The sequence below is a fragment of the Streptomyces sp. NBC_00435 genome (assembly GCF_036014235.1).
GTDB lineage: Bacteria > Actinomycetota > Actinomycetes > Streptomycetales > Streptomycetaceae > Streptomyces.
This window is the reverse complement of record NZ_CP107924.1, coordinates 4,614,013-4,639,464: the sequence shown is the minus strand read 5'-3', so window position 1 is coordinate 4,639,464 and position 25,452 is coordinate 4,614,013. Positions and strand designations below refer to the sequence as shown.

General features: G+C 69.9%; 21 protein-coding genes and 1 pseudogene. 9 read left to right on the top strand and 13 right to left on the bottom strand.

Translation table 11 applies throughout. The features are described 5' to 3' along the window. Positions 1 to 174: 174 nt before the first annotated feature. From topA to bldG, 7 genes are all read right to left on the bottom strand, one after another. Entirely contained in the window at positions 175 to 3,009 is a 2,835-nt protein-coding gene (gene topA, locus OG389_RS21335) for a type I DNA topoisomerase (protein ID WP_328300066.1), read from the bottom strand. Between the two features lie 683 nt (positions 3,010 to 3,692). Beyond that, positions 3,693 to 3,890, bottom strand: a complete 198-nt coding sequence (locus OG389_RS21330) for a hypothetical protein (protein WP_328300065.1) — start codon at positions 3,888 to 3,890, stop codon at positions 3,693 to 3,695. A 191-nt stretch (positions 3,891 to 4,081) separates the two neighbouring features. After that, a complete protein-coding gene (locus OG389_RS21325) occupies positions 4,082 to 5,695 on the bottom strand; it encodes a DUF7059 domain-containing protein (protein ID WP_328300064.1) in 1,614 nt (537 codons plus the stop codon). 348 nt (positions 5,696 to 6,043) lie between these two features. After that, positions 6,044 to 6,610: a small secreted protein gene (locus tag OG389_RS21320; protein WP_328300063.1), complete on the bottom strand. Its 567-nt coding sequence runs from the start codon at positions 6,608 to 6,610 to the stop codon at positions 6,044 to 6,046. 140 nt (positions 6,611 to 6,750) lie between these two features. Further along, a complete protein-coding gene (locus OG389_RS21315; RefSeq protein ID WP_328300062.1) occupies positions 6,751 to 9,171 on the bottom strand; it encodes a sodium-translocating pyrophosphatase in 2,421 nt (806 codons plus the stop codon). A 692-nt stretch (positions 9,172 to 9,863) separates the two neighbouring features. Further along, positions 9,864 to 10,304, bottom strand: coding sequence for an ATP-binding protein (locus OG389_RS21310; protein WP_328300061.1), 441 nt, complete (start codon positions 10,302 to 10,304; stop codon positions 9,864 to 9,866). A 108-nt stretch (positions 10,305 to 10,412) separates the two neighbouring features. Beyond that, a complete protein-coding gene (gene bldG, locus OG389_RS21305) occupies positions 10,413 to 10,754 on the bottom strand; it encodes an anti-sigma factor antagonist BldG (protein ID WP_328300060.1) in 342 nt (113 codons plus the stop codon). A gap of 162 nt (positions 10,755 to 10,916) precedes the next feature. Between bldG and OG389_RS21300 the strand changes: the two genes are divergently transcribed. Further along, a complete protein-coding gene (locus OG389_RS21300) occupies positions 10,917 to 13,289 on the top strand; it encodes a DEAD/DEAH box helicase (RefSeq protein ID WP_328300059.1) in 2,373 nt (790 codons plus the stop codon). A gap of 734 nt (positions 13,290 to 14,023) precedes the next feature. On the opposite strand, the gene OG389_RS21295 is transcribed toward OG389_RS21300, so the two are convergent. The 6 genes and pseudogenes from OG389_RS21295 to OG389_RS21270 all read right to left on the bottom strand — a co-directional run. Beyond that, positions 14,024 to 14,326: an Rv3654c family TadE-like protein gene (locus OG389_RS21295; RefSeq protein WP_443059317.1), complete on the bottom strand. Its 303-nt coding sequence runs from the start codon at positions 14,324 to 14,326 to the stop codon at positions 14,024 to 14,026. Positions 14,327 to 14,430: 104 nt separating this feature from the next. Next, positions 14,431 to 14,784, bottom strand: coding sequence for a TadE family type IV pilus minor pilin (locus OG389_RS21290; RefSeq protein ID WP_328300058.1), 354 nt, complete (start codon positions 14,782 to 14,784; stop codon positions 14,431 to 14,433). Beyond that, a complete protein-coding gene (locus tag OG389_RS21285) occupies positions 14,771 to 14,968 on the bottom strand; it encodes a DUF4244 domain-containing protein (RefSeq protein ID WP_112447489.1) in 198 nt (65 codons plus the stop codon). Before OG389_RS21285 ends, OG389_RS21290 begins: the two co-directional genes overlap by 14 nt. Before the next feature lie 75 nt (positions 14,969 to 15,043). Then, a complete protein-coding gene (locus OG389_RS21280; protein ID WP_328300057.1) occupies positions 15,044 to 15,823 on the bottom strand; it encodes a type II secretion system F family protein in 780 nt (259 codons plus the stop codon). Beyond that, positions 15,820 to 16,662, bottom strand: coding sequence for a type II secretion system F family protein (locus OG389_RS21275; protein WP_328303958.1), 843 nt, complete (start codon positions 16,660 to 16,662; stop codon positions 15,820 to 15,822). Before OG389_RS21275 ends, OG389_RS21280 begins: the two co-directional genes overlap by 4 nt. A gap of 38 nt (positions 16,663 to 16,700) precedes the next feature. Next, positions 16,701 to 17,009: pseudogene (locus OG389_RS21270) on the bottom strand (TadA family conjugal transfer-associated ATPase); the annotation flags it as partial. 129 nt (positions 17,010 to 17,138) lie between these two features. On the opposite strand from OG389_RS21270, the gene OG389_RS21265 reads away from it, so the two are divergent. From OG389_RS21265 to OG389_RS21230, 8 genes are all read left to right on the top strand, one after another. Continuing rightward, a complete protein-coding gene (locus OG389_RS21265; protein WP_328300056.1) occupies positions 17,139 to 18,704 on the top strand; it encodes a recombinase family protein in 1,566 nt (521 codons plus the stop codon). A 619-nt stretch (positions 18,705 to 19,323) separates the two neighbouring features. Next, positions 19,324 to 19,734 (top strand): hypothetical protein, encoded by a 411-nt coding sequence (locus tag OG389_RS21260; RefSeq protein WP_328300055.1) that lies wholly within the window; start codon positions 19,324 to 19,326, stop codon positions 19,732 to 19,734. Positions 19,735 to 19,838: 104 nt separating this feature from the next. Beyond that, positions 19,839 to 20,351, top strand: a complete 513-nt coding sequence (locus OG389_RS21255) for a hypothetical protein (RefSeq protein WP_328300054.1) — start codon at positions 19,839 to 19,841, stop codon at positions 20,349 to 20,351. Between the two features lie 125 nt (positions 20,352 to 20,476). Next, positions 20,477 to 21,646 (top strand): phage major capsid protein, encoded by a 1,170-nt coding sequence (locus OG389_RS21250; protein WP_328300053.1) that lies wholly within the window; start codon positions 20,477 to 20,479, stop codon positions 21,644 to 21,646. 14 nt (positions 21,647 to 21,660) lie between these two features. Beyond that, positions 21,661 to 21,837, top strand: coding sequence for a hypothetical protein (locus OG389_RS21245; protein ID WP_328300052.1), 177 nt, complete (start codon positions 21,661 to 21,663; stop codon positions 21,835 to 21,837). A gap of 1,440 nt (positions 21,838 to 23,277) precedes the next feature. Then, positions 23,278 to 23,523 (top strand): hypothetical protein, encoded by a 246-nt coding sequence (locus OG389_RS21240; RefSeq protein WP_328300051.1) that lies wholly within the window; start codon positions 23,278 to 23,280, stop codon positions 23,521 to 23,523. After that, on the top strand, positions 23,492 to 24,016 hold the full coding sequence (locus tag OG389_RS21235; protein ID WP_328300050.1) for a DUF6879 family protein: 525 nt from the start codon (positions 23,492 to 23,494) through the stop codon (positions 24,014 to 24,016). Before OG389_RS21240 ends, OG389_RS21235 begins: the two co-directional genes overlap by 32 nt. Before the next feature lie 24 nt (positions 24,017 to 24,040). Next, positions 24,041 to 24,892 carry a helix-turn-helix domain-containing protein gene (locus tag OG389_RS21230; RefSeq protein ID WP_328300049.1) on the top strand — a complete coding sequence of 284 codons (852 nt, stop codon included), beginning with the start codon at positions 24,041 to 24,043 and terminating at the stop codon, positions 24,890 to 24,892. Positions 24,893 to 25,452 lie beyond the last annotated feature (560 nt).

Below are 25,452 nucleotides of genomic sequence, written 5' to 3'. Positions count from 1 at the left end.
GTGCGGAGGCCTGTGGACAAGGTCCGGTGTGACCCCGGACCCACCCGTCCGGAGCTGCGACCCGGGCCCGCTGTCCCACTGCGCGGGGCGGAGTCCTCTACGGGACAAGGGCAGGGCCCGTGCGGATCGCACGGGCCCTGCTCAATCCTCTGACCGGAGGCCGGGGACAGGCGGTCACTCGGCCGCCGGAGCAGCCGTCGCCTTCTTCGTGACCGTCTTCTTGGCCGTGGTCTTCTTCGCCGCGGCCGTCGTCTTCTTCGCCGCCGTCGTCTTCTTGGCGGCAGTGGTCTTGGCGGCAGCGGTCTTCGTCGCCGTCGCCTTCTTCGCCGGGGCCTTCTTCGCGGGAGCCTTCTTGGCCGTCTTCTTCACCGGGCCCTTGGCGCGCTTCTCCGCGAGCAGCTCGTAGCCGCGCTCCGGCGTGATGGTCTCGACGTCGTCGTCCCGCCGCAACGTCGCGTTCGTCTCGCCGTCCGTCACGTACGCGCCGAAGCGGCCGTCCTTGACGACCACCGGCTTCTCGCTCACCGGGTCGGTGCCCAGTTCCTTCAGCGGCGGCTTCGCGGCCGCACGCCCCCGCTGCTTCGGCTGCGCGTAGATCGCGAGCGCCTGCTCCAGGGTGATGGCGAACAGCTGGTCCTCGGTCTCCAGCGACCGCGAGTCCGTGCCCTTCTTCAGGTACGGGCCGTAGCGGCCGTTCTGCGCGGTGATCTCCGCGCCCTCGGCGTCCACGCCCACGACCCGGGGAAGGGACATCAACCGCAGGGCGTCCTCGAGGGTGACCGTGTCCAGGCTCATCGACTGGAACAGCGAGGCTGTCCGCGGCTTGACCGCGTTCTTGCCCGTCTTCGGCGTGCCCTCGGGCAGGATCTCCGTCACGTACGGCCCGTAGCGACCGTCCTTCGCGACGATTTCGTTCCCGCTCACCGGGTCCTTGCCCAGCTCGAACTCACCGCTCGGCTTCGCGAAGAGCTCCTCCGCGTACTCGACGGTCAGCTCGTCCGGGGCCAGCTCCTCCGGGACGTCCGCCCGCTGGTGGCCCTCCGCGTCCTTCTCACCGCGCTCCACGTACGGCCCGTAGCGGCCGACCCGCAGCACGATGCCCTCGCCGACGGGGAAGGAGGAGATCTCCCGGGCGTCGATCGCGCCCAGGTCGGTCACCAGCTCCTTCAGACCGCCCAGCGCGTCACCGTCGGCCGGCACGACCTCGGTGGCGTCCTCCGCGCCGAAGTAGAACCGCTTCAGCCACGGCACGGACTGGGCCTCGCCCCGCGCGATGCGGTCGAGGTCGTCCTCCATCTTGGCGGTGAAGTCGTAGTCGACGAGCCGCCCGAAGTGCGTCTCCAGCAGGTTGACCACGGCGAACGACAGGAAGGACGGCACGAGCGCCGTGCCCTTCTTGAAGACGTACCCGCGGTCCAGGATCGTGCCGATGATCGACGCGTACGTCGACGGACGGCCGATCTCGCGCTCTTCCAGCTCCTTGACGAGCGAGGCCTCGGTGTAGCGGGCCGGCGGCTTGGTCGAGTGGCCGTCGACCGTGATCTCCTCGGCCGACAGCGCGTCGCCCTCGCCGACCTGCGGGAGGCGCTTCTCGCGGTCGTCGAGCTCGGCGTTCGGGTCGTCGGCGCCCTCCACGTAGGCCTTCATGAAGCCGTGGAAGGTGATCGTCTTGCCGGACGCCGAGAATTCCGCGTCCCGACCGTCCGCGGACCGGCCGCCGATCTTCACGGTCACCGAGTTGCCGACCGCGTCCTTCATCTGGGAGGCGACGGTCCGCTTCCAGATGAGCTCGTACAGGCGGAACTGGTCGCCGGTCAGACCGGTCTCGGCCGGAGTGCGGAAACGATCACCCGAAGGACGGATCGCCTCGTGCGCCTCCTGCGCGTTCTTGACCTTGCCGGCGTAGACGCGCGGCTTCTCCGGCAGGTACTCGGCCCCGTAGAGCTGCGTGACCTGCGCCCGGGCCGCCGTCACCGCGGTGTCCGACAGCGTCGTGGAGTCGGTACGCATATAGGTGATGAAGCCGTTCTCGTACAGCTTCTGCGCCACCTGCATCGTCGCCTTCGCACCGAAGCCGAGCTTGCGCGAGGCCTCCTGCTGGAGCGTCGTCGTGCGGAACGGGGCGTACGGGGAGCGGCGGTACGGCTTGGACTCGACCGACCGGACGGCGAACAAGGTCTCCGCCAGAGCGGCGGCCAGCGCCCGCGCGTTCGCCTCGTCGAGGTGCAGCACCTCGCCCTTGAGCTGCCCCGTCGAGCCGAAGTCGCGGCCCTGCGCGACGCGCTTGCCGTCGACCGTGTTCAGGCGGGCGACCAGCGTGGAGGGGTCGGACGGGTCACCGGCGCGGCCGGTGGCGAAGGTCCCGGTCAGGTCCCAGTACGAGGCGGAGCGGAAGGCGATGCGCTCGCGCTCCTTCTCCACGACCATGCGGGTGGCCACCGACTGGACGCGGCCCGCCGACAGCTTCGGCATGACCTTCTTCCACAGGACCGGCGAGACCTCGTAGCCGTAGAGGCGGTCGAGGATGCGGCGGGTCTCCTGGGCGTCGACCATGCGCTGGTTGAGCTCGCGCGGGTTGGCGACGGCGTCGCGGATCGCGTCCTTGGTGATCTCGTGGAAGACCATCCGGTGGACGGGGACCTTGGGCTTGAGGACTTCCTGCAGGTGCCACGCGATGGCTTCGCCCTCGCGGTCCTCATCGGTGGCGAGGAAGAGTTCGTCGGACTCGGCCAGGAGCTCCTTGAGCTTCCTGACCTGGGCCTTCTTATCGGCGTTGACGACGTAGATCGGTGCGAAGTCGTGCTCGACGTCCACACCGAGGCGGCGGACCTCACCGGTGTATTTGTCGGGCACCTCGGCCGCGCCGCTGGGGAGGTCGCGGATGTGCCCGACGCTCGCCTCGACGACGTATCCGGGGCCGAGGTAGCCCTTGATCGTCTTCGCCTTGGCAGGGGACTCGACGATGACGAGTCGGCGGCCGCCCTTTGCGGTCTCGCTAGTCGGGGACAACTTGGCTCTTCTCTCCGGTCGGCACTCGGTCGCAGTACGGCGACGCTGCGGAGTGTGACGGTACAACCCGCCCCCGTGTCAAACGGCAGAAGCCCGCAACGGCCACTCGAACGGTAACCCGACAAGTGCCATTTCTGCCGCCCGGATGCCGCGCCGGGCCCTCCGCGCTCACCGGGCCGAGTGTCCAGAGGGCCGTCTGGCCCCGCCCCCGCACCCCTCTTCACGTCGGCGTTTACGGCCGTACGCGCATCCCGGGGGACGCCGCGAAACCCGGCGCGCCGCCGGGGTACGGGCGAGGTGACCGGGTGCCCCGCCGGTGACGGAGCCCGTCCCGGGAGGGTCTCTACGCCGCCACCCATCGCGGCTGCCGCGCGGGCCGACGGGTACCCGGCTGGTCTCCGGCGGGTCCCCCGGCCGGTGGCACCACGGCCCCGCGGCATCAGGATCCCGGCGACACGGGCGCGGCGTAGCGGGCGCGGCGCGGCGTGGCGCGTGCGGCGTGGCGCGTGCGGCGTGGCGCGTGCGGCGTGGCGCGTGCGGCGTGGCGCGTGCGGCGTGGCGGGCGCGGCGTGGCGCGTGCGGCGTGGCGGGCGCGGCGTGGCGGGCGCGGCGCGACGGCCCGCGGAGTTCAGAATCCCGGTGTCACGGCCCCCGGCGTCGGGACCGCCCCCACGAGACCGGTGTCACAGCCGCCCGAGGCACCAGACCCCGAGGGCCAGCAGGGCCCCGCCGGCGAGCAGCGCCAGCGGTACGGCCACGACGGGGCGCACGCCCTCGGCCACCGGCGCGCCGTGCGGGGCGCGCGCCCCCGTCCATGCCAGCAGAGCGGCCCCGAACAGCAGGAACACGGTCGCCGCGAAGATCGCCGGACCGCTCTCCATGCCGTTCCCCTCATCCCCGGGCCGCTCCCGGGATCCCCCCGGATCCCGCTGTCGCGGAGCCTTTCAGGCGGAGGGGTACACCGGCTGAACCTGGGGTTACATCCTGGGTCCGGCCGCCCGCCACGGCGGCGCCGGCGCGCGGCCTCCCGACCACTCCCCGGTCATTCCCGGTCACTCCCGGTCACTCCCGGTCACTCCCCGGCGCCCGGATCGGCGCCCGGATCGGCATCCGGATCAGCGGCCGGATCAGCGGCCGGACCCGCCCCCGTCAGCGGCTCCAGGAACCCCTGCTCCACCAGCATCCGGATCGCCTCGGGCGTCCGGTCCCGCAGGACCACCGGGTCCTCCTCCACCAGCTGCGCGATGGCGTCCAGAATTCGCCCCGCGCTCAGTGATCCGTCACACACACCGGCGAAGCCGGCCCCCACCGTGTCGACCTTGGTGGCGCGCCGCATGCCGCGGTGCTGCCGGAGCACGACGTGCTCCGGATCCTCCGCACCGGGCGCGCCGACCTGCTCCTGCACGACCTCCTCGGTCAGCCGGAAGTAGCCCGCGAGCAGGGCCGCGTCGTCGTGGTCGCGGAGGTAGTCCTGCCGGGCGAAGTGCGCGACGACGGCGTCCCCGAGCGGTTGTTCCACCGAGTGCGGCCACTCCTCGACCACGATCGACGGCTCGGCCGCGTCCGTGCGCCGCAGCGTGATCCAGCCGAAGCCGACCGCCTTGGTCTTGCGGGCCTCGAACTCGTCCAGCCAGTCCTCGTACCGCCGCTCGTACTCGGCGGGGTCGGTGCGGTGGTCACCCGCGTCGCGCAGCCACAACTCCGCGTACTGCGTGACGTCCTGCACATCACGCTGCACGATCCAGGCGTCGCAACCGCGCGGCACCCAGCCCCGCACCCGGTCGTGCCAGTCCTCGCCGTCCACGTGCTGCCAGTTACCCAGGAACTGCGCGTACCCGCCCGGGTTGAGCCGGGCTCCGGCCTCCTGGACCAAGGTCCGGCACAGGTCGTCGCCGCCCATTCCGCCGTCCCGGTAGGTCAGCCGCGCCCCGGGGGAGATCACGAAGGGCGGATTCGAGACGATCAGGTCGTACGTGGCCGCGCCGACGGGCTCGAAAAGGGACCCCGCGAGCAGCTCGGCCTCCGGGGCCCCCGACAGCGCCAGCGTCAACCGGGTGAATTCCAGGGCCCGGGGGTTGACGTCGGTCGCCGTGACCCGGGTGGCGTGCTGGGCGGCGTGCAGTGCCTGGATCCCGGATCCGGTGCCGACGTCGAGGGCCGAGCCGACCGGCGTACGGACGGTGATCCCGGCCAGGGTGGTGGAGGCGCCGCCGACTCCGAGGACCACGCCCTCCTCGCGGCTGCCGATTCCGCCGGCCCCGCCGACGGCGCAGCCGAGGTCGGAGACGATGAACCAGTCCTCGCCCTCCGGCCCGCCGTACGGGCGCACGTCCACGGTGGCGTGCACGGTGTCCGCGCCGCTGGCGTCCGACTCGCGGCGCAGCCAACCGTCGGCCAGCGCCGCGTCGACGGGCAGCGCGGCCGCGGCGTGCGCGTACGCCACTGGCTGCCGCAACAGGAACAGCCGGATCAGGCAGGCGAGCGGCCCGTCACCGGCGCTCCGCGTGGCGCGCAGGGCCGGGACGGTCTCGCTGCGGGCCAGGGCGGCGTAGGCCGGGGCGCCGAGCAGGTCGAGCAGCCCGTCGGCGGTGAAGCCCGCGGCGAGCAGCGCGGCGCGGAGCTCGGCCGCGCGGGCCGGCGAGGGGAGGCGGGCGGGCAGACCGGAAGGAAGGCTGGTGGTACTCACCCGCCCATTGTGGCCGCTGCCGCCGCCGTTCCCCGCGCCAAACGGCCTGCGGCGCGGGCGCCCGTCGCGACCGGGAGCTCCCGCCCGGGCCGGGCGCCCCGGGACGGACCCCGCCCGTGCGGAGCTTCGTAAGGCCCGTGCGGCCTTGACCGGCCCGGCGGATCGCCCGTTCCGGGCACCTCGCCCAGGTCAGGCGGCTCGTCCGTTCCGGTGTCCGGGCGGCCCCCGGAAACGCGCCGGGGCGGCCGGAGTCCCGAAGGACCCCGGCCGCCCGGTCCGCGCCGCGCCACCGCCACCGCCATCGCCACCGCCATCGCTGGCAAGGCGGCGCCAAGGCGCCGGCCCGCGCTAGGACTTCGCCGGTGACGGAGTCGTCACCTGGCAGCCCTTCTGGCCGTTCATCGCCTTGTCCAGACCGCCCGCCTTGAGCTGGTCCAGCGCTTCCTTGCCGCCCTTGGTCGCTTCCTCCAGGCCGCTCGCCACGCCCTTCAGGCCCTCGGCGAACTTGCCCTGGTCCTTGGCGTCGAGGGCGTCCATCTTCGTCTTCAGAGCGGTGTAGCCCTGCGACGTCGACTCGAATCCCATGACCGCGGCGGCCTGGGTCTTCTCGCCGTCCTTGACCGGCGGAACACCCGCGCCCTGCAGGGCCGTACCCATCGCCTTGTACGACGACGACATGGTTCCGAAGGCCGCAGAGTCGGTCGTCTGGACCTCCTCGGGCTTGCTGCTCTCGGTCGCCACCCGCTTGATGTCGGCGTTCGCCTGCTCGATCTTCTTGAGCTCGGGCTGCCAGCTGTCGCAGACCTTCTTGGCCCAGGCGTCGGTCTTCTTGTCGCCGTCGTCCCCGCCGCAGCCGGACAGGACGAGCATCAGCACCGCACCGCCCGATACCGCGGCCGCAAGCTTCTTGTTCACCGGATTGGTCCCTTCGAAGACTCTCGGCCCGGAAGATACACGCCCGCCATCCGTGAAACGCAAAGGCGGACGGACGGCGCGTCAGTCCGCGCCACCCGTCCGCCGTTCGGGCGTACGGTCGAGTCAGGAAGAAATCCTGGTCACGAGGAGACCGCCGCCGCCGGGTCGGCCTGCTGGGCCACCCGCTCGGCGGGCGTGCTCTCGTTCTCGCCCTCCCCCTCGTCGCCCATGGCGATGCCGCGGCGCTTGGAGATGTACACCGCGCCGACGATGACGCCGATCGCGAGGACCGCGACGATCGCCCGCACGGTCGGGTTGGCGTCCGCGCCGTAGCTGAACTGCACTACGGCGGGGGCGATCAGCAGTGCCACCAGGTTCATGACCTTGAGCAGCGGGTTGATCGCCGGACCGGCGGTGTCCTTGAACGGGTCGCCGACGGTGTCGCCGATGACCACGGCCTCGTGCGCCGCACTGCCCTTTCCGCCGTGGTGCCCGTCCTCGACCAGCTTCTTCGCGTTGTCCCACGCGCCACCGGAGTTGGCGAGGAAGACCGCCATCAGGGTGCCGGTGCCGATGGCTCCGGCGAGGAAGGACCCGAGGGCTCCGACGCCGAGCGAGAAGCCGACGGCGATCGGGGTGAGGACGGCGAGCAGCCCGGGCGTGGCGAGTTCGCGCAGCGCGTCCTTGGTGCAGATGTCCACGACGCGCCCGTACTCGGGCTTCTCGGTGTAGTCCATGATCCCGGGGTGCTCCCGGAACTGACGGCGCACCTCGTAGACCACCGCGCCCGCCGAACGCGAGACGGCGTTGATGGCCAGACCCGAGAACAGGAACACGACGGCCGCGCCCAGGATCAGCCCGACCAGGTTGTTGGGCTGCGCGATGTCCAGGCTGAGGTTCATCTCGTTGGCCTTGGCACCGACGTCCTTGACCGCGTTCGCGATGGCGTCGTTGTACGAGCCGAAGAGCGCGGCCGCGGCGAGCACGGCGGTGGCGATGGCGATGCCCTTGGTGATGGCCTTGGTGGTGTTGCCCACCGCGTCCAGGTCCGTCAGCACCTGCGCGCCGGCGCCCTCGACGTCCCCGGACATCTCCGCGATGCCCTGGGCGTTGTCCGAGACCGGGCCGAAGGTGTCCATGGCGACGATGACGCCGACGGTGGTGAGCAGACCGGTGCCGGCCAGCGCCACCGCGAAGAGCGCCAGCATGATCGAGGTGCCGCCCAGCAGGAACGCCCCGTACACGCCGAGGCCGATGAGCAGCGCCGTGTAGACGGCGGACTCCAGTCCGACCGAGATGCCTGCGAGGACCACGGTGGCCGCGCCGGTCAGGGAGGACTTGCCGATGTCCCGGACGGGACGGCGGTTGGTCTCGGTGAAGTAGCCGGTGAGCTGCTGGATCAGGGCCGCGAGCACGATGCCGATGGCGACGGCCACCAGCGCCAGGATGCGCGGATCACCGGAGTGGTTCGCGATCGCGGCGTCGTCGACGCCGACGAGCTCCTTGTAGGTGCCCGGCAGGTAGGCGTAGACGGCGATCCCGACGAGGATCAGCGAGATGACGGCGGAGATGAAGAATCCGCGGTTGATCGCGGTCATTCCGCTGCGGTCGGTTCGGCGCGGGGAGACCGCGAAGATGCCGATCATCGCGGTGACGACCCCGATGGCGGGGACGATCAGCGGGAAGGCCAGGCCCAGGTCGCCGAAGGCGGCCTTGCCGAGGATGAGGGCCGCCACGAGGGTGACGGCGTACGACTCGAAGAGGTCGGCGGCCATTCCCGCGCAGTCTCCGACGTTGTCGCCCACATTGTCGGCGATGGTCGCGGCATTGCGCGGGTCGTCCTCCGGAATGCCCTGCTCGACCTTGCCGACCAGGTCGGCGCCGACGTCGGCGGCCTTGGTGAAGATGCCGCCGCCCACGCGCATGAACATCGCGATCAGCGCGGCGCCGAGGCCGAAGCCCTCCAGGACCTTGGGGGCGTCGGCGGCGTAGACGAGCACGACGCAGGACGCGCCGAGCAGGCCGAGGCCGACGGTGAACATGCCCACGACGCCGCCGGTGCGGAACGCGATCCGCATGGCCTTGTGGGAGACCTCGGTCAGGTCCTTGGCGGGCTCCCCCTCGGCGGGGGTGGCCTCGCGTGCGGCGGCGGCCACGCGGACGTTGGCACGGACCGCGAGGCGCATGCCGATGTAGCCGGTGGCGGCTGAGAAGAGGGCACCGACGAGGAAGAAGGCGGAACGTCCCGCCCGCTGCGTCCAGTCGTCGGCGGGGAGCAGGAACAGCAGGAAGAACACGACGACGGCGAAGACGCCGAGGGTGCGCAACTGCCGGCCGAGGTAGGCGTTGGCGCCTTCCTGTACGGCGGCGGCGATCTCCTTCATGGAGTCGGTTCCCTCGTCGGCCGCGAGGACCTGGCGGACCAGGATCTGCGCGACGACGAGCGCGGCGATGGCCACGGCCGCAATGATGATCACGATGAGCCGATTGTCATCAGTGAGTACTGCGGATGCCAGGTCAGTGGTGCGACCGGGCGCGATAGGGGTGAAGAGCCCCGTCATTCGTCCTCCTTGACGTGATGAGCTCAAGATGTGGACGGATTGTAGGGAGCACGACGGGATCAAAACAGTGCGCGGGAAACGGAATTGGCCTGCACTTGCTCCTCACCAATAGATCTGGTCACTCCATTACCCTCGAAAGTGGTAACGGGACAAAGGCATTGACGCTTGATCAGTGATCTAGAAAACCCTCGGAATCCCGGTCGCGGAATTGATCTACGAGCATACAAAAGGCCCTGCTCGGCAGGGCCTTGAATAAGATCAGACGATACGTCGGCACGCGCGGCGGAACATCATCGGCACCCACCCGCCCGGCACTCCCCACGCCCGCCCGGCACCCACCCGGCCACCGCCCCCACGAGCCGGCTCCGAGAACCGACCGCGCCCCGATCCGGCCCGAGGAGCCACGGAGGGCGGGCAGACGGACGCGAAGACGCACCAGAGCCGGGCAGGGACCAGCAGGACCGCCGGACCGGGCAGGGCCGCCGGGCAGGGCAGGGCGGGGCGGGTGGCCGGACAAGGGTCAGGTCAGGGCAGGGCAGGGCAGGACACCGGGCAGGCCCAGGGCACACGAATGTCCCCGGCAGCGGATCACAGAGCTGCCAGGGCTGAGCTACCGCTTCGCGCGGCGGGGCCACGACGGGATCACGGAACGGCTTGGAGCCGCCGCCGTCCGCCGCCTGCCGTCCGGTCCGCTACGGCAGCTCGGAGTTCCCCGAGACGGGCCACCTCATCCGGATGGTTCCGCCCGATTCCCCGCTGATGACCTCGACGTCGTCGACCAGGCCGCTGATCACGGCGAGACCCATCTCGTCCTCACCCTCGGCATCGGGGTCCAGGACGGCCTCGATTCCGGGCACGGCGGAAGCCGAACCGCCGGCCGGCCCGGGCACTTCGTCGCCGACCTCGATGGAGAACACCTTCTCCTCCTCGGTCAGCACCACCCGGACGGGCGCGGTCAGCCCGTTGCTGCGGTGCAGTCCGACGGCACGCGAACAGGCCTCGCCCACGGCGAGGCGGACCTCGTCGAGTACGGCTTCCTCCACACCGGCCCGCCGCGCCACGGCGGCCGCGACCAGGCGGGCCGTCCGGACGTGTTCGGGCTGGGCGCTGAAGCGCAGTTCAACGGTGGCCATGCGCGTCCCCCTCGGACTACGGGCGTGCCTTACAGGGGCCCGGACCGCTTGTGGCCCGGTACCCCCCGCTCCTCATCGGCTCTCATCGGCTCTCGCCGGCAAGGTCCGTCAGTCGGTGGCGTTGACGGCTTCGTCCACCGAGGTGTGGATCGGAAACACCTTGGTCAGACCGGTGATTCGGAAGATCTTCAGGATGCGCTCCTGGTTGCACACCAGACGCAGCGAGCCCTCGTGCGCGCGGACGCGCTTGAGGCCTCCCACGAGCACACCAAGCCCGGTGGAGTCGAGGAAGTCCACTCGCTCCATGTCGACAACCAGGTGGTAGCTGCCGTCGTTCACCAACTCGACCAACTGCTCGCGCAGCTTGGGCGCGGTATACACATCAATCTCGCCACCGACCTCCACGACCGTACGGTCGCCGACAGTGCGAGTCGACAGGGACAGGTCCACGGATCCTCCAGCACCTTGCTATCGAGCGGCGCCCCCCAGGGGCCTCCCCACCCGAAGGTGGGCGAGGGATTGGCTGCCGCGATGGCATTCAATCACTTACCGGCAGGCGCGCACGACGCCTTCTGACCATTGTCCCGCACGCCGGTGACACACTCGGTTCCAATGGCCAACACTCACCGTCCCGGTCCGCCCACGGCACCCGAGGACATCAGACCCACCCCCGGCACGGTCCTGGACCGGCTCTCACGGGGGTCTTCCCGGGCTGCGCGCATCACCCATACGGAGCACTTGCCCCCTCGGGCGGGTCGTCATGCGGTCTGGCCCGATCGCATCCGAACTGATGTCGTAGCCGCGATCGCGGCCGCCGGGATCGACCATCCGTGGGAGCACCAGGCCGCGGCCGCCGAGCACGCGCTCGACGGCCAGTCCGTGGTCGTCGCCACGGGCACCGCCTCGGGCAAATCCCTGGCCTACCTCGCGCCCGTGCTCTCCGCCCTCGCCGACGGCTCCGAGGCGCCCAACGGCAGGGGCGCGACCGCCCTGTACCTCGCCCCGACCAAGGCCCTCGCCGCCGACCAGCGCCGCGCGGTACGGGAACTGGCCGGCCCGCTCGGCAACGCAGTCCGGCCCGCCGTCTACGACGGGGACACCCCCGTCGAGGAGCGCGAGTGGGTGCGCCAGTACGCCAACTACGTCCTGACCAACCCCGACATGCTGCACCGGGGGATCCTCCCCGCCCACCCCCGCTGGGCCTCCTTCCTGCGGGCGCTGCGCTACGTCGTGATCGACGAGTGCCACACCTACCGGGGCGTCTTCGGCTCCCACGTCGCCCAGGTCCTGCGGCGGCTGCGACGACTGTGCGCCCGCTACGGCTCCGATCCCGTCTTCCTGCTGGCCTCCGCCACCTCGAGCGACCCGGCGACCGCCGCGACCCGGCTGACCGGCCTGCCGGTGGTGGAGGTCTCCGACGACGCCTCCCCGCGCGGCGAGGTCGTCTTCGCCCTGTGGGAACCGCCCCTGACCGACTTCAAGGGCGAGAAGGGCGCACCCGTGCGCCGTACGGCCACCGCCGAGACCGCCGACCTCCTCACCGACCTGGTCGTCCAGGGCGTCCGTACGGTCGCCTTCGTCCGCTCCCGGCGGGGCGCGGAGCTGATCGCGGTGATCGCCCAGGAGAAGCTCGCCGGCATCGACCGCTCACTGCCCGGGCGGGTCGCGGCCTACCGCGGCGGCTACCTGCCCGAGGAGCGCAGGGCCCTGGAGCGGGCCCTGCACTCCGGCGACCTGCTCGGGCTGGCCGCCACGACCGCCCTGGAGCTGGGCGTGGACGTCTCCGGCCTGGACGCCGTCCTGATCACCGGCTACCCGGGCACCCGCGCCTCCCTGTGGCAGCAGGCCGGCCGCGCCGGACGCTCGGGCCAGGGCGCGCTGGCGGTGCTGATCGCCCGGGACGACCCGCTGGACACCTATCTGGTCCACCACCCCGAGGCCCTGTTCCAGCAGCCGGTGGAAGCCACGGTCCTGGACCCCGACAACCCGTACGTCCTGGCCCCGCACCTGTGCGCGGCAGCGGCCGAGCTTCCCCTGACGGAGCCCGACCTGGACCTCTTCGGTCCGGCGGCGCGCGAGCTCCTCCCCCAGCTCGAAGCGGCGAAACTGCTCCGCCGCCGGGCCACCGCCTGGCACTGGACCCGCCGGGAACGGGCCTCGGACCTCACCGACATCCGCGGCGGCGGCGGACGCCCGGTCCAGATCGTCGAGGCCGCCACGGGCCGGCTGCTGGGCACGGTGGACGAGGAGGCCTCCCACACCGCCGTCCACGACGGGGCGGTCCACCTCCACCAGGGCCGCACGTACCTCGTGAAACACCTGGACCTGGAGGATTCCGTCGCGCTGGTCGAGGAGGCGAACCCGCCGTTCTCCACCACGGCCCGCGACACGACCGCCATCTCCGTCCTGGAGACCGACACTGAGATCGCGTGGGGCCGGGGCAGGCTCTGCTTCGGATCCGTGGAGGTCACCAACCAGGTCGTCTCCTACCTGCGCCGCAAACTGATCACCGGCGAGGTGCTCGGCGAGGCCAAACTGGACCTGCCTCCCCGCACCCTGCGCACCCGTGCCGTGTGGTGGACGGTCACCGAGGACCAGCTCGACGAGGCCCGGATCAACCCGGAGATCCTCGGTGGCGCCCTGCACGCCGCCGAGCACGCCTCGATCGGCCTGCTCCCGCTGTTCGCCACCTGCGACCGCTGGGACATCGGCGGGGTCTCCGTCCCGCTGCACCCCGACACCCTCCTCCCGACGGTCTTCGTCTACGACGGCCACCCGGGCGGCGCCGGCTTCGCGGAGCGCGCCTTCCACACGGCCCGCGCCTGGCTGACGGCGACCCGCGACGCGATCGCCGCCTGCGAGTGCGAGGCCGGCTGCCCGTCCTGCATCCAGTCCCCCAAGTGCGGCAACGGCAACGACCCCCTCCACAAACGCGGCGCGGTCCGCCTCCTCACCCACCTCCTCGCAGAACCCCCACCCCCCTGACCACCCGCACCCCCACACGAACGCACGCCTGACCGCCCCCGGCCCCGGCCCAGCCCCCGCGGGCGGGACCGGACTGCCCCGCCAGAAGCCCCGCCCCACCACGCGAACACCGCCCAGGGCGCAGCGCTCGCGACACGCAGGCACCGTCCAGGCACTCCCTCGCCCGACGACGCGCGGACACCACCCCGGGCACTGGGCGGCGCCACGCGCGGACACCACCCAGGGCACCGCCCAGGCACCCCCTCTCGACACGCGGGCACGCCCAGGCACCCACTTGCCCCCAGAGGCGGCGGGAGGGCCCCCGCGGACGCCCCAGAGGCCGTCACGGCGCCTCTCCCGGCCTCAGGCAGGCTCCGGAATCCCCGTGGTCGACCCCGGGGCCGGATGAACTTCCCAGGGCGCCAGCGTTCCCACCACCACGACCGCGCGGGCCCCCCAATCCCGGTGGTCGACCACCGGGGCCGGCCGGGGGGGTCCCGCAGCGCCACCGCTGCCCTCGACCACTGGCGCGCGGGCCCGCCACGGCGCCCCGGCCCCGGCTCTCGCCCCAGGCGCATGCGGCGGACGGCTGGGACCGCTCGAGCCGGCGGCGGACCGGCCGGGCGCGCCGCCGACGGAACCCGATCGGGGCCGTGCCCGGGCCGCGGGCCCGGAACCCAAACATGGGCCTCCCACCGAATGGCTGAATGTCGACGCCTCGGGGGGCGCGGGGCCGACCCGGGCCGGCCGGGCCGTCATCGGCGCTCACCGGCCTGCGGCGGGCCCGCGCGGGAACGCACGGGCGGGCCGAACGGGCCCGTCGGTGCGCGGGCCGTGACCTCCACGACCTCGCCCGTCACCTCACACCCGACGATCCGCGCACCCTGCGCCACCGCCACCCGTGCCGCCGCGGCACAGGCGGCCTCCGGGCCGTGGGACCAGCTCACGGCCGCCGCGAGGGCGGCCAGGTCGGCCGCCGCCGCGGCCCGGTGGCGGGCCACCACCGCCTGCCCGAGCAGGAGCACCCCGCCGAACACCGCCACCAGCACGGTCGCCACCACAACACCCCAGACCGTGGCCGACCCCCGCTCCCGCCCACCCCCATGCTCCCGGCCCCGCACCCGCACCCGGCACGTGTCCCGGCCCCGGTCCTCCGCCCGGGTCATGGCGGTGGTCCCACGGTGTCCTCGGCCAGGGCGGACGCCGCAGCCGTGAGGCGGATCGGCAGGGCGGCCGGGCCCGGGGCGGGGGCCGATACGCGGACCTGCCAGAGGTCGCCCGTCCGCGACAGGTCCACCCGCGCCCCCGCCGGAGCGGCCGCCTCGGCCGCCTCCACCGCCGCTTCCGCCGGCTCGGACCGGGCCGCCGCCCGGGCACCGGCCCGGGCGGCGTCCACACACCGGATCTGGGCGGCGGCGGCCATCAGCGCCCACACCAGCAGCGCCGCGAACAGCACCAGCGCCGGAATCACCACTGCCGCCTCCGCCGTCACATATCCCCGGTCAGAACGGCGCATCGAGTGCCTTCCCGATGGTCGACTGAAGTGCCGTCGAGACCACTTCACTCGTGACCACCTTGTACAGAACGGCCGCGAACGCACACGCCGCGATCGTGCCCATGGCGTATTCCGAAGTGGACATTCCCGCGTCGCCCGCACGACCCCTCAGCGCCGCCCGCACACGAAACCAGATGATCCTCATGACAACCTCCTGTTGATTCAGCTTTTTGACGTGATCTCAGACGGCTCGCCCCGAAGGTGATTTCGGGCAGCCATTTCAGGTGCCGGACAGAAGACCGGAAGCCATTCCGATCACCACCGGTGCCACTCCCAGCGCGAGGAAAGCGGGGAGGAAACACAGACCCACCGGCGCGGTGACGAGGACCGCCGCCCGCTGCGCCCTGGCTCCCGCCCGCCGAGCGCGGTCCGCCCGGAGCGTGGCCGCGATGCGGGAGACCGGTTCGGCGGCGGGCGCCCCCGTGCGGGCGGAGCGCTCCAGGCATTCGGCCAGCGCGCGGGCGCCCGGTATCTCCGCCAACCTCCCCCACGCGGCGCCCGGTTCACCGCCGAGCCGCAGCTCCGCCCCGGCCTTGGTGAGCCGCTCGCCCACCGGGCCGCCCAGCGACTCCCCCACCACCTCGGCGGCGTCCACCGGCCCGGCTCCGGCCGCCAGGCACGCGGCCAGCAGGTCGGCGGCGAAGGGGAGCTGGCGCTCCACCTCGGCCGGGTCCACCCCGGTGGCCGGCCGAGGCCGTGCGAGCCACCACCGGACGGCGAGGGCCGCCGCGCAGCCTGCCACCGCACCCGCGGGGCCGCCGATCAGCACCCAGACCGCGGCCAGGGCCCCGGTGGGCCCGGCCCCGGCCGCCAACGCTCCCCGCACCCGGGGCCCGAACAGCGGTCGCCGGGGTGCCTCTTCGACCGCGAGCAGTCCCGTGAGCCGGCGCCGGGCCGCCCGCTCCCGGAATCGCGCCGCCACCGCCGACGCAGCGCACAGCGCCACCGCCGCGAGGCACAGCGCCATCCCCAGCCTGTGGATCGCGAAGCCCGCCGTCATCGCTCCCCCACCCGGACGATCCGCCGGCACCACAGCAGCCCCAGGGCCTCCAGCACCCCGCCGGCCAACAGGCAGCCCCACCCCACCGGGCTGTGCAGGAGCACCCGCAGCGGATCGGCCCCCAGTCCGGTACCGATCAGCAGGCCGACCCCGGGCAGCAGGGCCAGCACCCCCGTGGTCGATCGGGCTCCCGCCAGCTGGGCGCGCAGCGACTCCTCCCGGTCCCGCTCGGCCCGCAACGCCCCTTCCAGACGGTCCAGTCCGGCGGCCAGCCCCGCGCCCCCGTCGACCGAGACCCGCCAGCAGGCCGCCATCGCGGCCAGCCCTTCCGCGCCGGGCTCCCGGGCCGCCAGTCGCAGCGCACCGGCCACGTCCCCGCCGAAGGCCGCCGCCGCCAGCACCCCCGCCTCCGCGGCTCCCGGCCCGCCGGGGCCCGACACCGTGCGGCGCATGGCCGCTGTCAGTGCCTGGCCGGGCTGGGCTCCGGCACGCAGCTCGCCCACCACCGCGCCGCACAGCGCCACCACTTCGGCGGCCCGCGCCGCCCGGGACCGCGCCCGCTCCCGGGCCCGCAGCCACCGGCGCACCAGCGGCAGCGCCGCCGCCCCCGCCAGCAGCGGGATCACCGACCCGCCCAGCAGCGCGAGCACCAGCCCCGCCCCGAGGCAGATCCACTCCCGGCGGTGCGCGGCCCGGATCCGGAAGGCGATCACCAGCCGCTCCCAGCGCACCGGCCCGGCCGGTACCACCGGGCCCGCCCCGGCCAGCAGCACCCTGGCCCGCCGGGACACCCGGTCGCCCCCGGCCAGCGACCAGGCGGCCGCCCCGGCGCACAGCATCCCGGCGAACACCGGTACGGGCACCACCGCCGCGGCGCTCACCGGACACCTCCGAGCAGCGGGCGCAGCCGCTCCCAGCCCCGCTCCCGTACGAATCCCCGCGCGGCCCAGCGCAGTGCGGGCACGGTGACCACGAGACCGGCGGGATCCCGCTCCAGCACGTGCACCTCGGCGACCCGGCGCCGGCCGGCCCGGTCCCGTACGAGGTGGACCACCAGGGTCAGGGCGGCCGCCAACTGGCTGTGCAGGGCCGCCCGGTCGAGCCCGGCGGCCGTCCCCAGGGCTTCCAGCCGGGCCGGTACGTGTGCGGCGGCATTGGCATGGACCGTGCCGCACCCGCCCGGGTGTCTCCCGTGGCACTTCACGCATCTTCCACTTAGAGCGGCAGGGTTCCTCCCGTCCGTGGGAATCCCTCACGCCCTAGGAGCGGTAGAACGCGTGGTGCTCCACGCGGGATCGACTCCCTAGAGGCCAACGTGAAGCCCAAAACAGTCATCATCTACATCCGCTTGTCTCGCGACTCCGACACCTCCACCTCCGTCGCATCCCAGACGGCAACGTGCGAGGCGTACGCCGCTCAGCAAGGGTGGCGAGTCCTGTTCATCGCTGAAGACGTGGACGTGTCCGGCGCGTCCCGCCTCGAAGCCCGTGAGGGCATGGCGAAGGTGCTTGCTGCGCTGGATGAAGCCGACTTCGTGTTGGCCGCCAAGCTGGACCGCTACGCCCGCAGTGTTCTTGAGTTCTCCCGCTTGCTCCGCGCTGCCGACGGCTCTGATGCAACTCTGATCACCGCCGATGGGGCGCTCAATCCCGACACCTCGCGGTTCATGGTCAACCTGCTGTCCAGCTTCGCGGAGTACGAGCGCGACGTGATCAAGGCCAGAATCACAGCATCGAAGAAGCACCTCCGAAGCGTGGGGCGCTGGCTTGGCGGGGCTGCACCGTACGGCTACAAGCTGATCAAACGAGACGGCGGCACTTATCTCGACATAGACCCGGAAGCGGCAGCCATCGTCCGTGACTGCGCCGAAAAGCTGATCAAGCACGGGGCCTCAATGACTGGCCTTATGAACGATCTCAACGCCCGTGGTGTCCCTTCTCCTGCCGACTATGCCCGGCAGCGAGGCGGCAGGAAGACACGCGGGACCAAGTGGAGCACGAGCACCCTCCGCGACGTAATGATCAGCCCCGCCGCCCGTGGGTTTCTCGTACAGGCCGCACCGGGAAAGCCCCGCAGCGCCCTAACCCTCCTCCCTGTACTGGATGCCAAGGGAGAGCCGCACCGTGTCGGCCCGGAACTCTTGGACGCCGATACCTGGACCACAGTGCGGGAGGTCACTGACCGACGCGCAGTCGGCAGGGGCAAGTCCCGTACAGGCAAGGCGTTGTTGTTGCACGTCGCTGCGTGCTCGGAATGCTCCGGCCCGATGTACCACCAGAAGCGTTTGGTGCAGGGTGCCGACTACTCGACATACGTCTGTAAGAACGGCGTCGGCAAGATCGGCATCCACCCGTCGAACATCATCCAGGCCAGCGGCCTTGATGGGCAGGTGGAAGCCGAATTCCTCAAGCGCTTCGGGCGCTTCGGTCTCATGATCGAGGTCACTACCGGGGGCCATGACGTCAGTCGTGAAATACACGAGACCGAAGAGGCTCTAGACAATCTGAGTGGAAATCTTGCTGCGCTGCCCGCTGGGGGTCGGTCCGCTCAAACCGTCATCGGGCAAATATCCGCGCTCGAAGAGAAGCTAGCGACGCTGCTACTGGCCGATGCCGTCCCCACTCGGACGGAATGGGTCCGCACGGGACAGACCCTTTCTGATGAGTGGAACGCACGAGACACCGAGGGCCGCAACGCCATGCTTCGGGAGTTCGGCGCAGTGGCAACCGTGGCTCCGCTGCCAAAGACCGCTGAGCGCCGATTCAGCGATAGCCGGACGACTGTTGCATTCGAGGGCCCGGCATGGTTCCGCGACAACCCAGCGGCAGCGGAACTTGCCGCCATCGCTGCCGTAGAGAGCATGCACGACAAGGCCGCATAAGGACGCCTGAAACCTGAACAAGCCCCGCTGGTCCCGGCGACTGGCGGGGCTTCGTCGTGGCCTGCGGAATCCCTCCCACCCTAGTGGGGGTGCCATGGGTCTTTCGCGTCACTAGACCTTGCTTGAGCCCGGCGAATCACGGCAGAACTCGACGGGCCTCACAGCTACTTACACCGGATATCAACGAAGGGGCCAAATGGATACGCCGAGATTCACCGGACTGCTCAGCACGCTACAGGAGGCCGAAGCCACCGCATGGGAAAGCGTCCGTGGCGGCGATGAGCGGACGCAGAGGCTGCACAGGCTCGTAGCGAACGCGCTGGGGGTCGCCGAGAGCCTGTGCGCGGGTGAGCCGTGCGCGGGGCCTGAGTGTGGGCGCACGGTCGAATACGGCGGCGTGGGGCGCCCTGCCCGGTACTGCTCGAAGCGGTGCCGGGACCGGGCCGCCTACAGGGCAGCCCGTCAGCGGGAGGAGCGAGACTCCAAAGAATGATTGTTACTAATTTCAGTGACGAGTAACAGTATTTCATTTAGCTCTAAGAAACTCACAACTAAAGCTATAGCCGTTACTGCCGTCAACTGTTTCGTCTCACGGACTTAAGTAACAGGGGGTGCCCTCTTGGGCTACTACGACAACGACAACCGTACCGATGAGTGCCAGCATTGCGGCGAGCCGCTGACCGGGCGGCAGGAGCGCTACTGCTCCGCTGCCTGCCGACAAGCCCGGTACCGGGACAGCAAGAAGCCCCGTACACCCCGCGTGTGGATGACATGCCCGCTGTGCGGCGAGCCTTTCGAGGCAACCCACCCGCTCAAGAAGTTCTGCGACTACGAAGGCGAGGCGGAGCGCCACTGCCAGGACGCGCAGGACGACTTGGAGGATGCCAAGTGGATTGCAGAGGCAGAGCGCAAGGAAGCCGTCTGCGCTCACTGCGGTGAGCCCGCTGGATGGTCGGGCCGTGGCCGCCCGCGTCGCTTCTGTTCCAACCGGTGCAAGACGGCAGAGCACCGCAAGCGCAAGGCCGCCTGACCTCCACGTCCCGTGACGCGGTGACCCAACCAATACCCCACGTGCGCTACTGCCCCGGCTATTTCAACCGGGGCTTTTCTATGTCCTGAGACAGGAGATTTCCCGTGTACTACAACCCAACTGACCTGACAGCGAAGGAGATTGACGGGCTCGTTGGAACCCCCGACGAACTCACGGAGCACATGGCACCGGAAGTTGTTCAGGCATGGATGCAGTGGGACACGGCACGGTACATGCAGGGCGAGAACGGCCCCGTGGACGTGCGCGCTGGCTTCGCCCGTGGCAGCTACCGGCTGACAGCCGATCCGTTCCGGCCTCTGTGGGAGTTCCCGCCCTCTCTTCGCGCAGACGTGCTCCGTTCCCGGCTGGTCATCCGGCGCCGTGAGGCCCGCCCCATGTCCTGGGTGACGAAGGGCGGAACCATCCGTGTGGTGGACGGAGTGAAGGTGTTCACGGGTGAATGCGAAGTGTGCGGCGAGACGTATGAACAGAAGCGCCCGGAGGGGCAGAAGCGCCGTTGGCCGCTGATGTGCTCGGACGAATGCCGGGCGGTGCGCAATCGGCAGCGCAAGCGCGAGTGGGCCACCAGGAAGCGCGCCGAGATTAAGGCCGCGTAGACACTTACTAATACAAGTGAGGGGCTTTCCGAGATTCAATCTCAGCCCCCACGCCGGCCTGGACCCACCATTTTCGCGGTTCGGGCCTTTCTGTCGCCTTCAAGAGGACCAGCAAGGGGCCTTAGATGAGTCATGCCGAGATTGCCCGCGTCGCCATGGAAAAGCGGGAAGTTGCCACAAACAAGCTGCGCGAACTCGCGGAGGGGGCGCGGAACCGCAAGCTCACTCCAAACGAGCAGAAGGAGGAGGGAAAGCTACTCGATCAGATCAAGGAACACGACGACAGCGCCAAGCGCCACATTGCCGCGTCTGCCGCTGAGGAGATGGCCACAAGCATCAGGTCTCCACTTCAGGAGATGGGTACCACACGCAGCCTTTTCCCCGGTCGCGAGAGTGCCGGAGTGACGCCGGGCGATCTCATGAGCCGTTCCATTCAGTCGGCCCGTGGGATTACCACGACCGGCACTGCCAAGGCTTTCAGCCCGGAGCAGATTGCCTCTCAGTTCGTCGATCTACTGGCCCCTCAGTCGGTCGTTATGGCGTCCGGTGTGAACCGTGTGCAGACGAACGCCGAGACGTACTCGTTCCCGGTTATCCGCTCTGACTTTACGGCCGGTTTCATCGGTGAGCTTGACGACCTGCCGACGGGCGGATTTGGCGCTGATCCGCTCAAGGTCACTCCGAGGAAGATTGCTGCCGCTGACATGCTCGCCAATGAGCTTGTGCAGGATGGTGGTTCCTCATTCCTGAACCCGGTTGCGAAGTCGCTTATGCGGTCCGTTGCGCTGGGCTTTGACCGTGAGGCTCTGGTTGGTACCGGCAGCGGTAAGGGGTTCGTCGGGATTGCCAAGACGGCTGGTATACAGGCTCACGCGGTTACGGGTGGACTAAAGGACCTTGACCCGTTCGTTGCGGCATTCGGCAAGCTGGAATCAGTGAACGCGAAGGCTACGGCCATTGTGATGACTCCGAAGGCGTGGGCCGGTCTCATGGCGCTACGTGAGGCGACTGGATCGCTTAAGCCGCTTCTAAGCGAGTCTGCCGGTTCCCCGACCACTGGCATTCAGCGATCCATCCTCGGCGTGCCCGTGTGGCTGTCGCCGTTCCTGCCGGATGCCGAAATTCTGACGTACGAAGCAGATCAGATCTTCGCCGTGTGGCGCAAGGACGCCGGATTCGAGATCAGCGATCAGTTCGGATTCCTTAAGGACGGTACTGCCGTCCGCGCTATCGCTCGCGCTGCTATCGCTGTCCCCAACGTTGCCGCCGTCTGCAAGATCACCGTTTCCGCCTAAGAGGAGTTCTACTCATGTCTTTCTTCAACACTGACGAGCCGACCGTGACCGTTCGCATGATTGGTTACATGAGCTACGGTCCGACCGATGGCGGCATTCCGGCTCATGTTCTCCAGAACGGCGAGACGTACCACGTTCCGCAGTCCGAGGCGGATTGGCTCGTTGGCACTGATCTCGCTGAGCACGCCTAACCATGTTCATGGAATTGCTCTTGGGGGTGCGCATCGATGGCGCACCCCTGGGGGCGGGTATGTGCGTGGAGTGCCCCGCCGACATAGGGGGGTACCTCACCGAAAATGGATGGGGGCGCAAGCGGGCAGCTGCCCACAAACTCAGCGACGGCCGTTCAGTCATCGCATTCAGGGTACGAGAGATCCCGGGCACTGCTGAGGAACTGAGCGAATGGCCGTCGTGGATGCGTCCGGCATGGATGCGGCCCGATGGTCGGGCAGTGCTCAGCGGAGACGATAATCCATGGGTTCCGGCGCGCTGCCGGTTGTGTCAGCGCTTTGGATACAGACTCAAGGACCGGTTGCCCCAGTCGGCACGACGTGATGAGCGCGCGGATTCCTGGGCCATTGAATGCAAGCATTGCCGCCCTCTTGGCGGCACACCATCGGGCGCATAGGAATATGCGGGTAAAAAGCTCAGCCGCATTGCCGCTCAGCGATCCCAGCTCCAGAACGAAAAACGCGTCCGTCCCGGCCAAGCCTCTCCGGACTGTCCGCTAACTCAAGAGGGGGAAGCAATGAGACGAAGGTGCGCGCACGCTCCGTGCGATGTGTCGATTCCTGCCGACGCTGACCGGCGCACCCGGTATTGCAGCGATGCTCACCGCAAGGCGGCAGCACGTGCCCGCAAGGCGACCGTGACGGCATCCCAGAGCCGCCCTGCGCCCGCCTCAGTGGACGCGGAGCGATACCCGGCACTCCGGGCCGTCTGGGATGCGGTAGCCGCTCAGATCGTCGCCGAGGGCGTCACGGTCCCCGGTTCGTCCGGCGTACCCGTGGCCCACCCACTCTTGCGCTTCCTGGGTCAGCTCGACACGGCCCTGTCGGCACACGAGAAGACAGCCGATCCCGCCGCTTCGGCCGACCCCATCGACGCCGCCCGCGCGGCTGCCGTCGCGGCTCTGGATGCGTACCGCCGTGGCCAGTGACGAACTCCGCGACCTCTGCTGCGAGTTGGCGGAACAGGACACCCCAGAGCACCACCCCTTGTGGCCCGTACTCGCCACGCTGTACCTGCTCGAACTCGGCTCTGTGCCATGCGCGTTGGACCTGTTCGCCGTCGGCTGCTGCCCCCGGCACTTTTAACCCCTGCCCCCTGCTGCCCGCGCTGGGCAGTGGGGGGCTTTGCCGTACGTAGGCGTGCCTACGAATGAAAGGCTGCCTCCGGGGCCGGCTGCGGGCCTGAGGCGCTGTTTGCCCAGTCACTCCAAGGGTTCCGCCTGCCTTCGATTCAACGGTCAAGCCCCCGTGGCCGCTCCTTCCCTGGGGCTGGCGACGGGGGTAGCTCGTGCCCGGCGCACTGGCTCAACCCCGTTGCCTGGTTGCCCTCTTGCGCTGGCTCACGCGTAGGGGTGAGGCTCGTGCAACCAGACGCAACTGACTAGTCAGGAGTGCAAGGTCATGGCTCTACTGTTCTTCGGCAAGGACCCCAACAGCAACGGCGACAACTGCCCCAGTGTGTGGGTAGACGACACGTCGGCCGATCTCGTCATGCAGGGCGTGAAAGCCGATAAGGCCACGGAAGCGGAATGCCTCAAGGTTGGCGGCATCCCCGACCACGAGGGTGTCGTACGCATCCCGGTAAGCATGGTGGACCAGATCAGGAAGGCGTGTGATGAAGCCGAGCAGCGTGCCGCCATTCGGTGAGCTGATCGCAGGGTGCCAGAGGTCAGCCGTCCACCTGGAGCTGCGCGACGCGTACGGCATCGCCTCGGAAGATGAAGACTTCGCCAGGTGGCGAGAGCTTGGCGAGATCAGCCCGGCGTCCGTAGAGGGCCGCCGCCCGTGGCTGGACCTGGTGAAGGAGGCTGTGAATCGGGGTGTTGTCATGCGGCGTGCCCGCATCGTCTCGGTGCCGGTCAGCGAGTACATCCGGTACGAGCACGCGGGTACATATCTCAACGTCGGGGCCGGTGAGTTGATCCGCTGGCTCCCTCGTCCTGAGGCTGCCACGCTCGCTTTGCCCGGGGCGGACTTCTGGCTGTTCGATGACCGTCTTATCCGCTTCGGCCACTTCGCCGGAGACGGGGCATTCGTGGGCCACGAGCTGAACGACGACCCACAAGTGACGAAGATGTGCGCCGACGCGTTCGAGTCTGTTTGGGACCGTTCCACACCCCACGAGGAGTTCGCGGTCTGACCCTCGTCAGCCCTCCGCCAGCCCATGCCCAGCTATCAGTCTTCCAGCGTCGAGAACGCACGCAAGGCCGTCGCGGCACGTCTGCGGGAGGTTCGCCTTGACGCTGGCCTGAAAGGGCATGAGCTGGCGGCTCGCTGCGGCTGGCACAAGTCCAAGGTGTCCCGCATCGAGAATGCGATCACACCGCCCTCGGACGCGGACATTCGCGATTGGTGCGCTGGGTGTGGTGCTGACGACCAGGCCCCGGACATCGTTGCCACCTCACGCACGGCTGACTCCATGTATCTGGAGTGGAAGCGCCTCCAGCGAACCGGCTTGCGCCGTCTCCAGGAGTCCCGTGTCCCGCTGTACGAGCGAACCAAGCTGCACCGGGGGTACGCCTCCCACCTTGTGCCCGGACTGTTCCAGACACCTGCCTACGCCGCCGCGCTCCTCTCGTCCATCAGCCGGTTCCATGGCACCCCCAACGACACGGCGGAAGCAGTCGACGCCCGCATGTCCCGCGCCCGTGTTCTGCATGAAGGAACACACCGCTTCGCGCTGCTGGTAGAGGAAGCAGTGTTGCGCTACCAGGTGGGCGACCCCGAGACGATGGCCGGACAGTTGGGGCACCTGCTATCCGTCATGTCACTGCCTGCTGTCTCACTCGGGATCATCCCTTTCGCAGCGCGTGAACGAGGCATGTGGACCTTGGAGACATTCGACATTTTCGATGATCAGCGCGTGCATGTGGAATTGCTGACGGCACAGGTGACGCTCACGGCGCCGGGCGAAGTAGGCATGTACGTCAAGGCATGGGGTGACCTACAGAAAATGACGGCGTATGGCGCAGAGGCCCGCACCCTGGTCACTGCCGCAATCGACGCGCTGCGTTGAGAAGTCGTGTGCAACAGCGTAGAACTCGCTGGAAGTTGGCCCCGGTCGATTCCTAGCGTGGTCGTCATCGGACCACGTGAGGGGACGGCAAGACATGGCAGCGACGACTGATACGGACGCTCGACTCTGGGAGTACGAGACCTTTGCGCCGCCGGGCGAGACGTGCCCTTCGTGCATGAAGCCGGTAGGGACCCTGGACCGTTGCCGCCGGGGTGCCATTCCCCGTACTTCGGGTCCTGACGTGGTGATCTACCGGCACATCGACTGTGCCGACCCGGAAGGGCTCGTCAGGCGGTCAAAGCGGTGACGCTTCCCGTTGGCAAGGTGGATCGATTAGAGCCGGTCGCCGTCCCGGGGTGTCGCACCTGCGCGGGTAGGCACGTCGCCCGGGAGGTTGCCCGCCAGAGGGGCGCAATGGGCCTCGTAAGGGCCTACAACCGCCAGATTGCCCAGCACCCCCACCGCGCGCCTGAAGGGCTGTGACAGCCCCACCACAGCGCCGATCTCCTTTCATACCCACACGCCGACCCCAACGCCAGAACGGGGGGCGGACCGGCGGG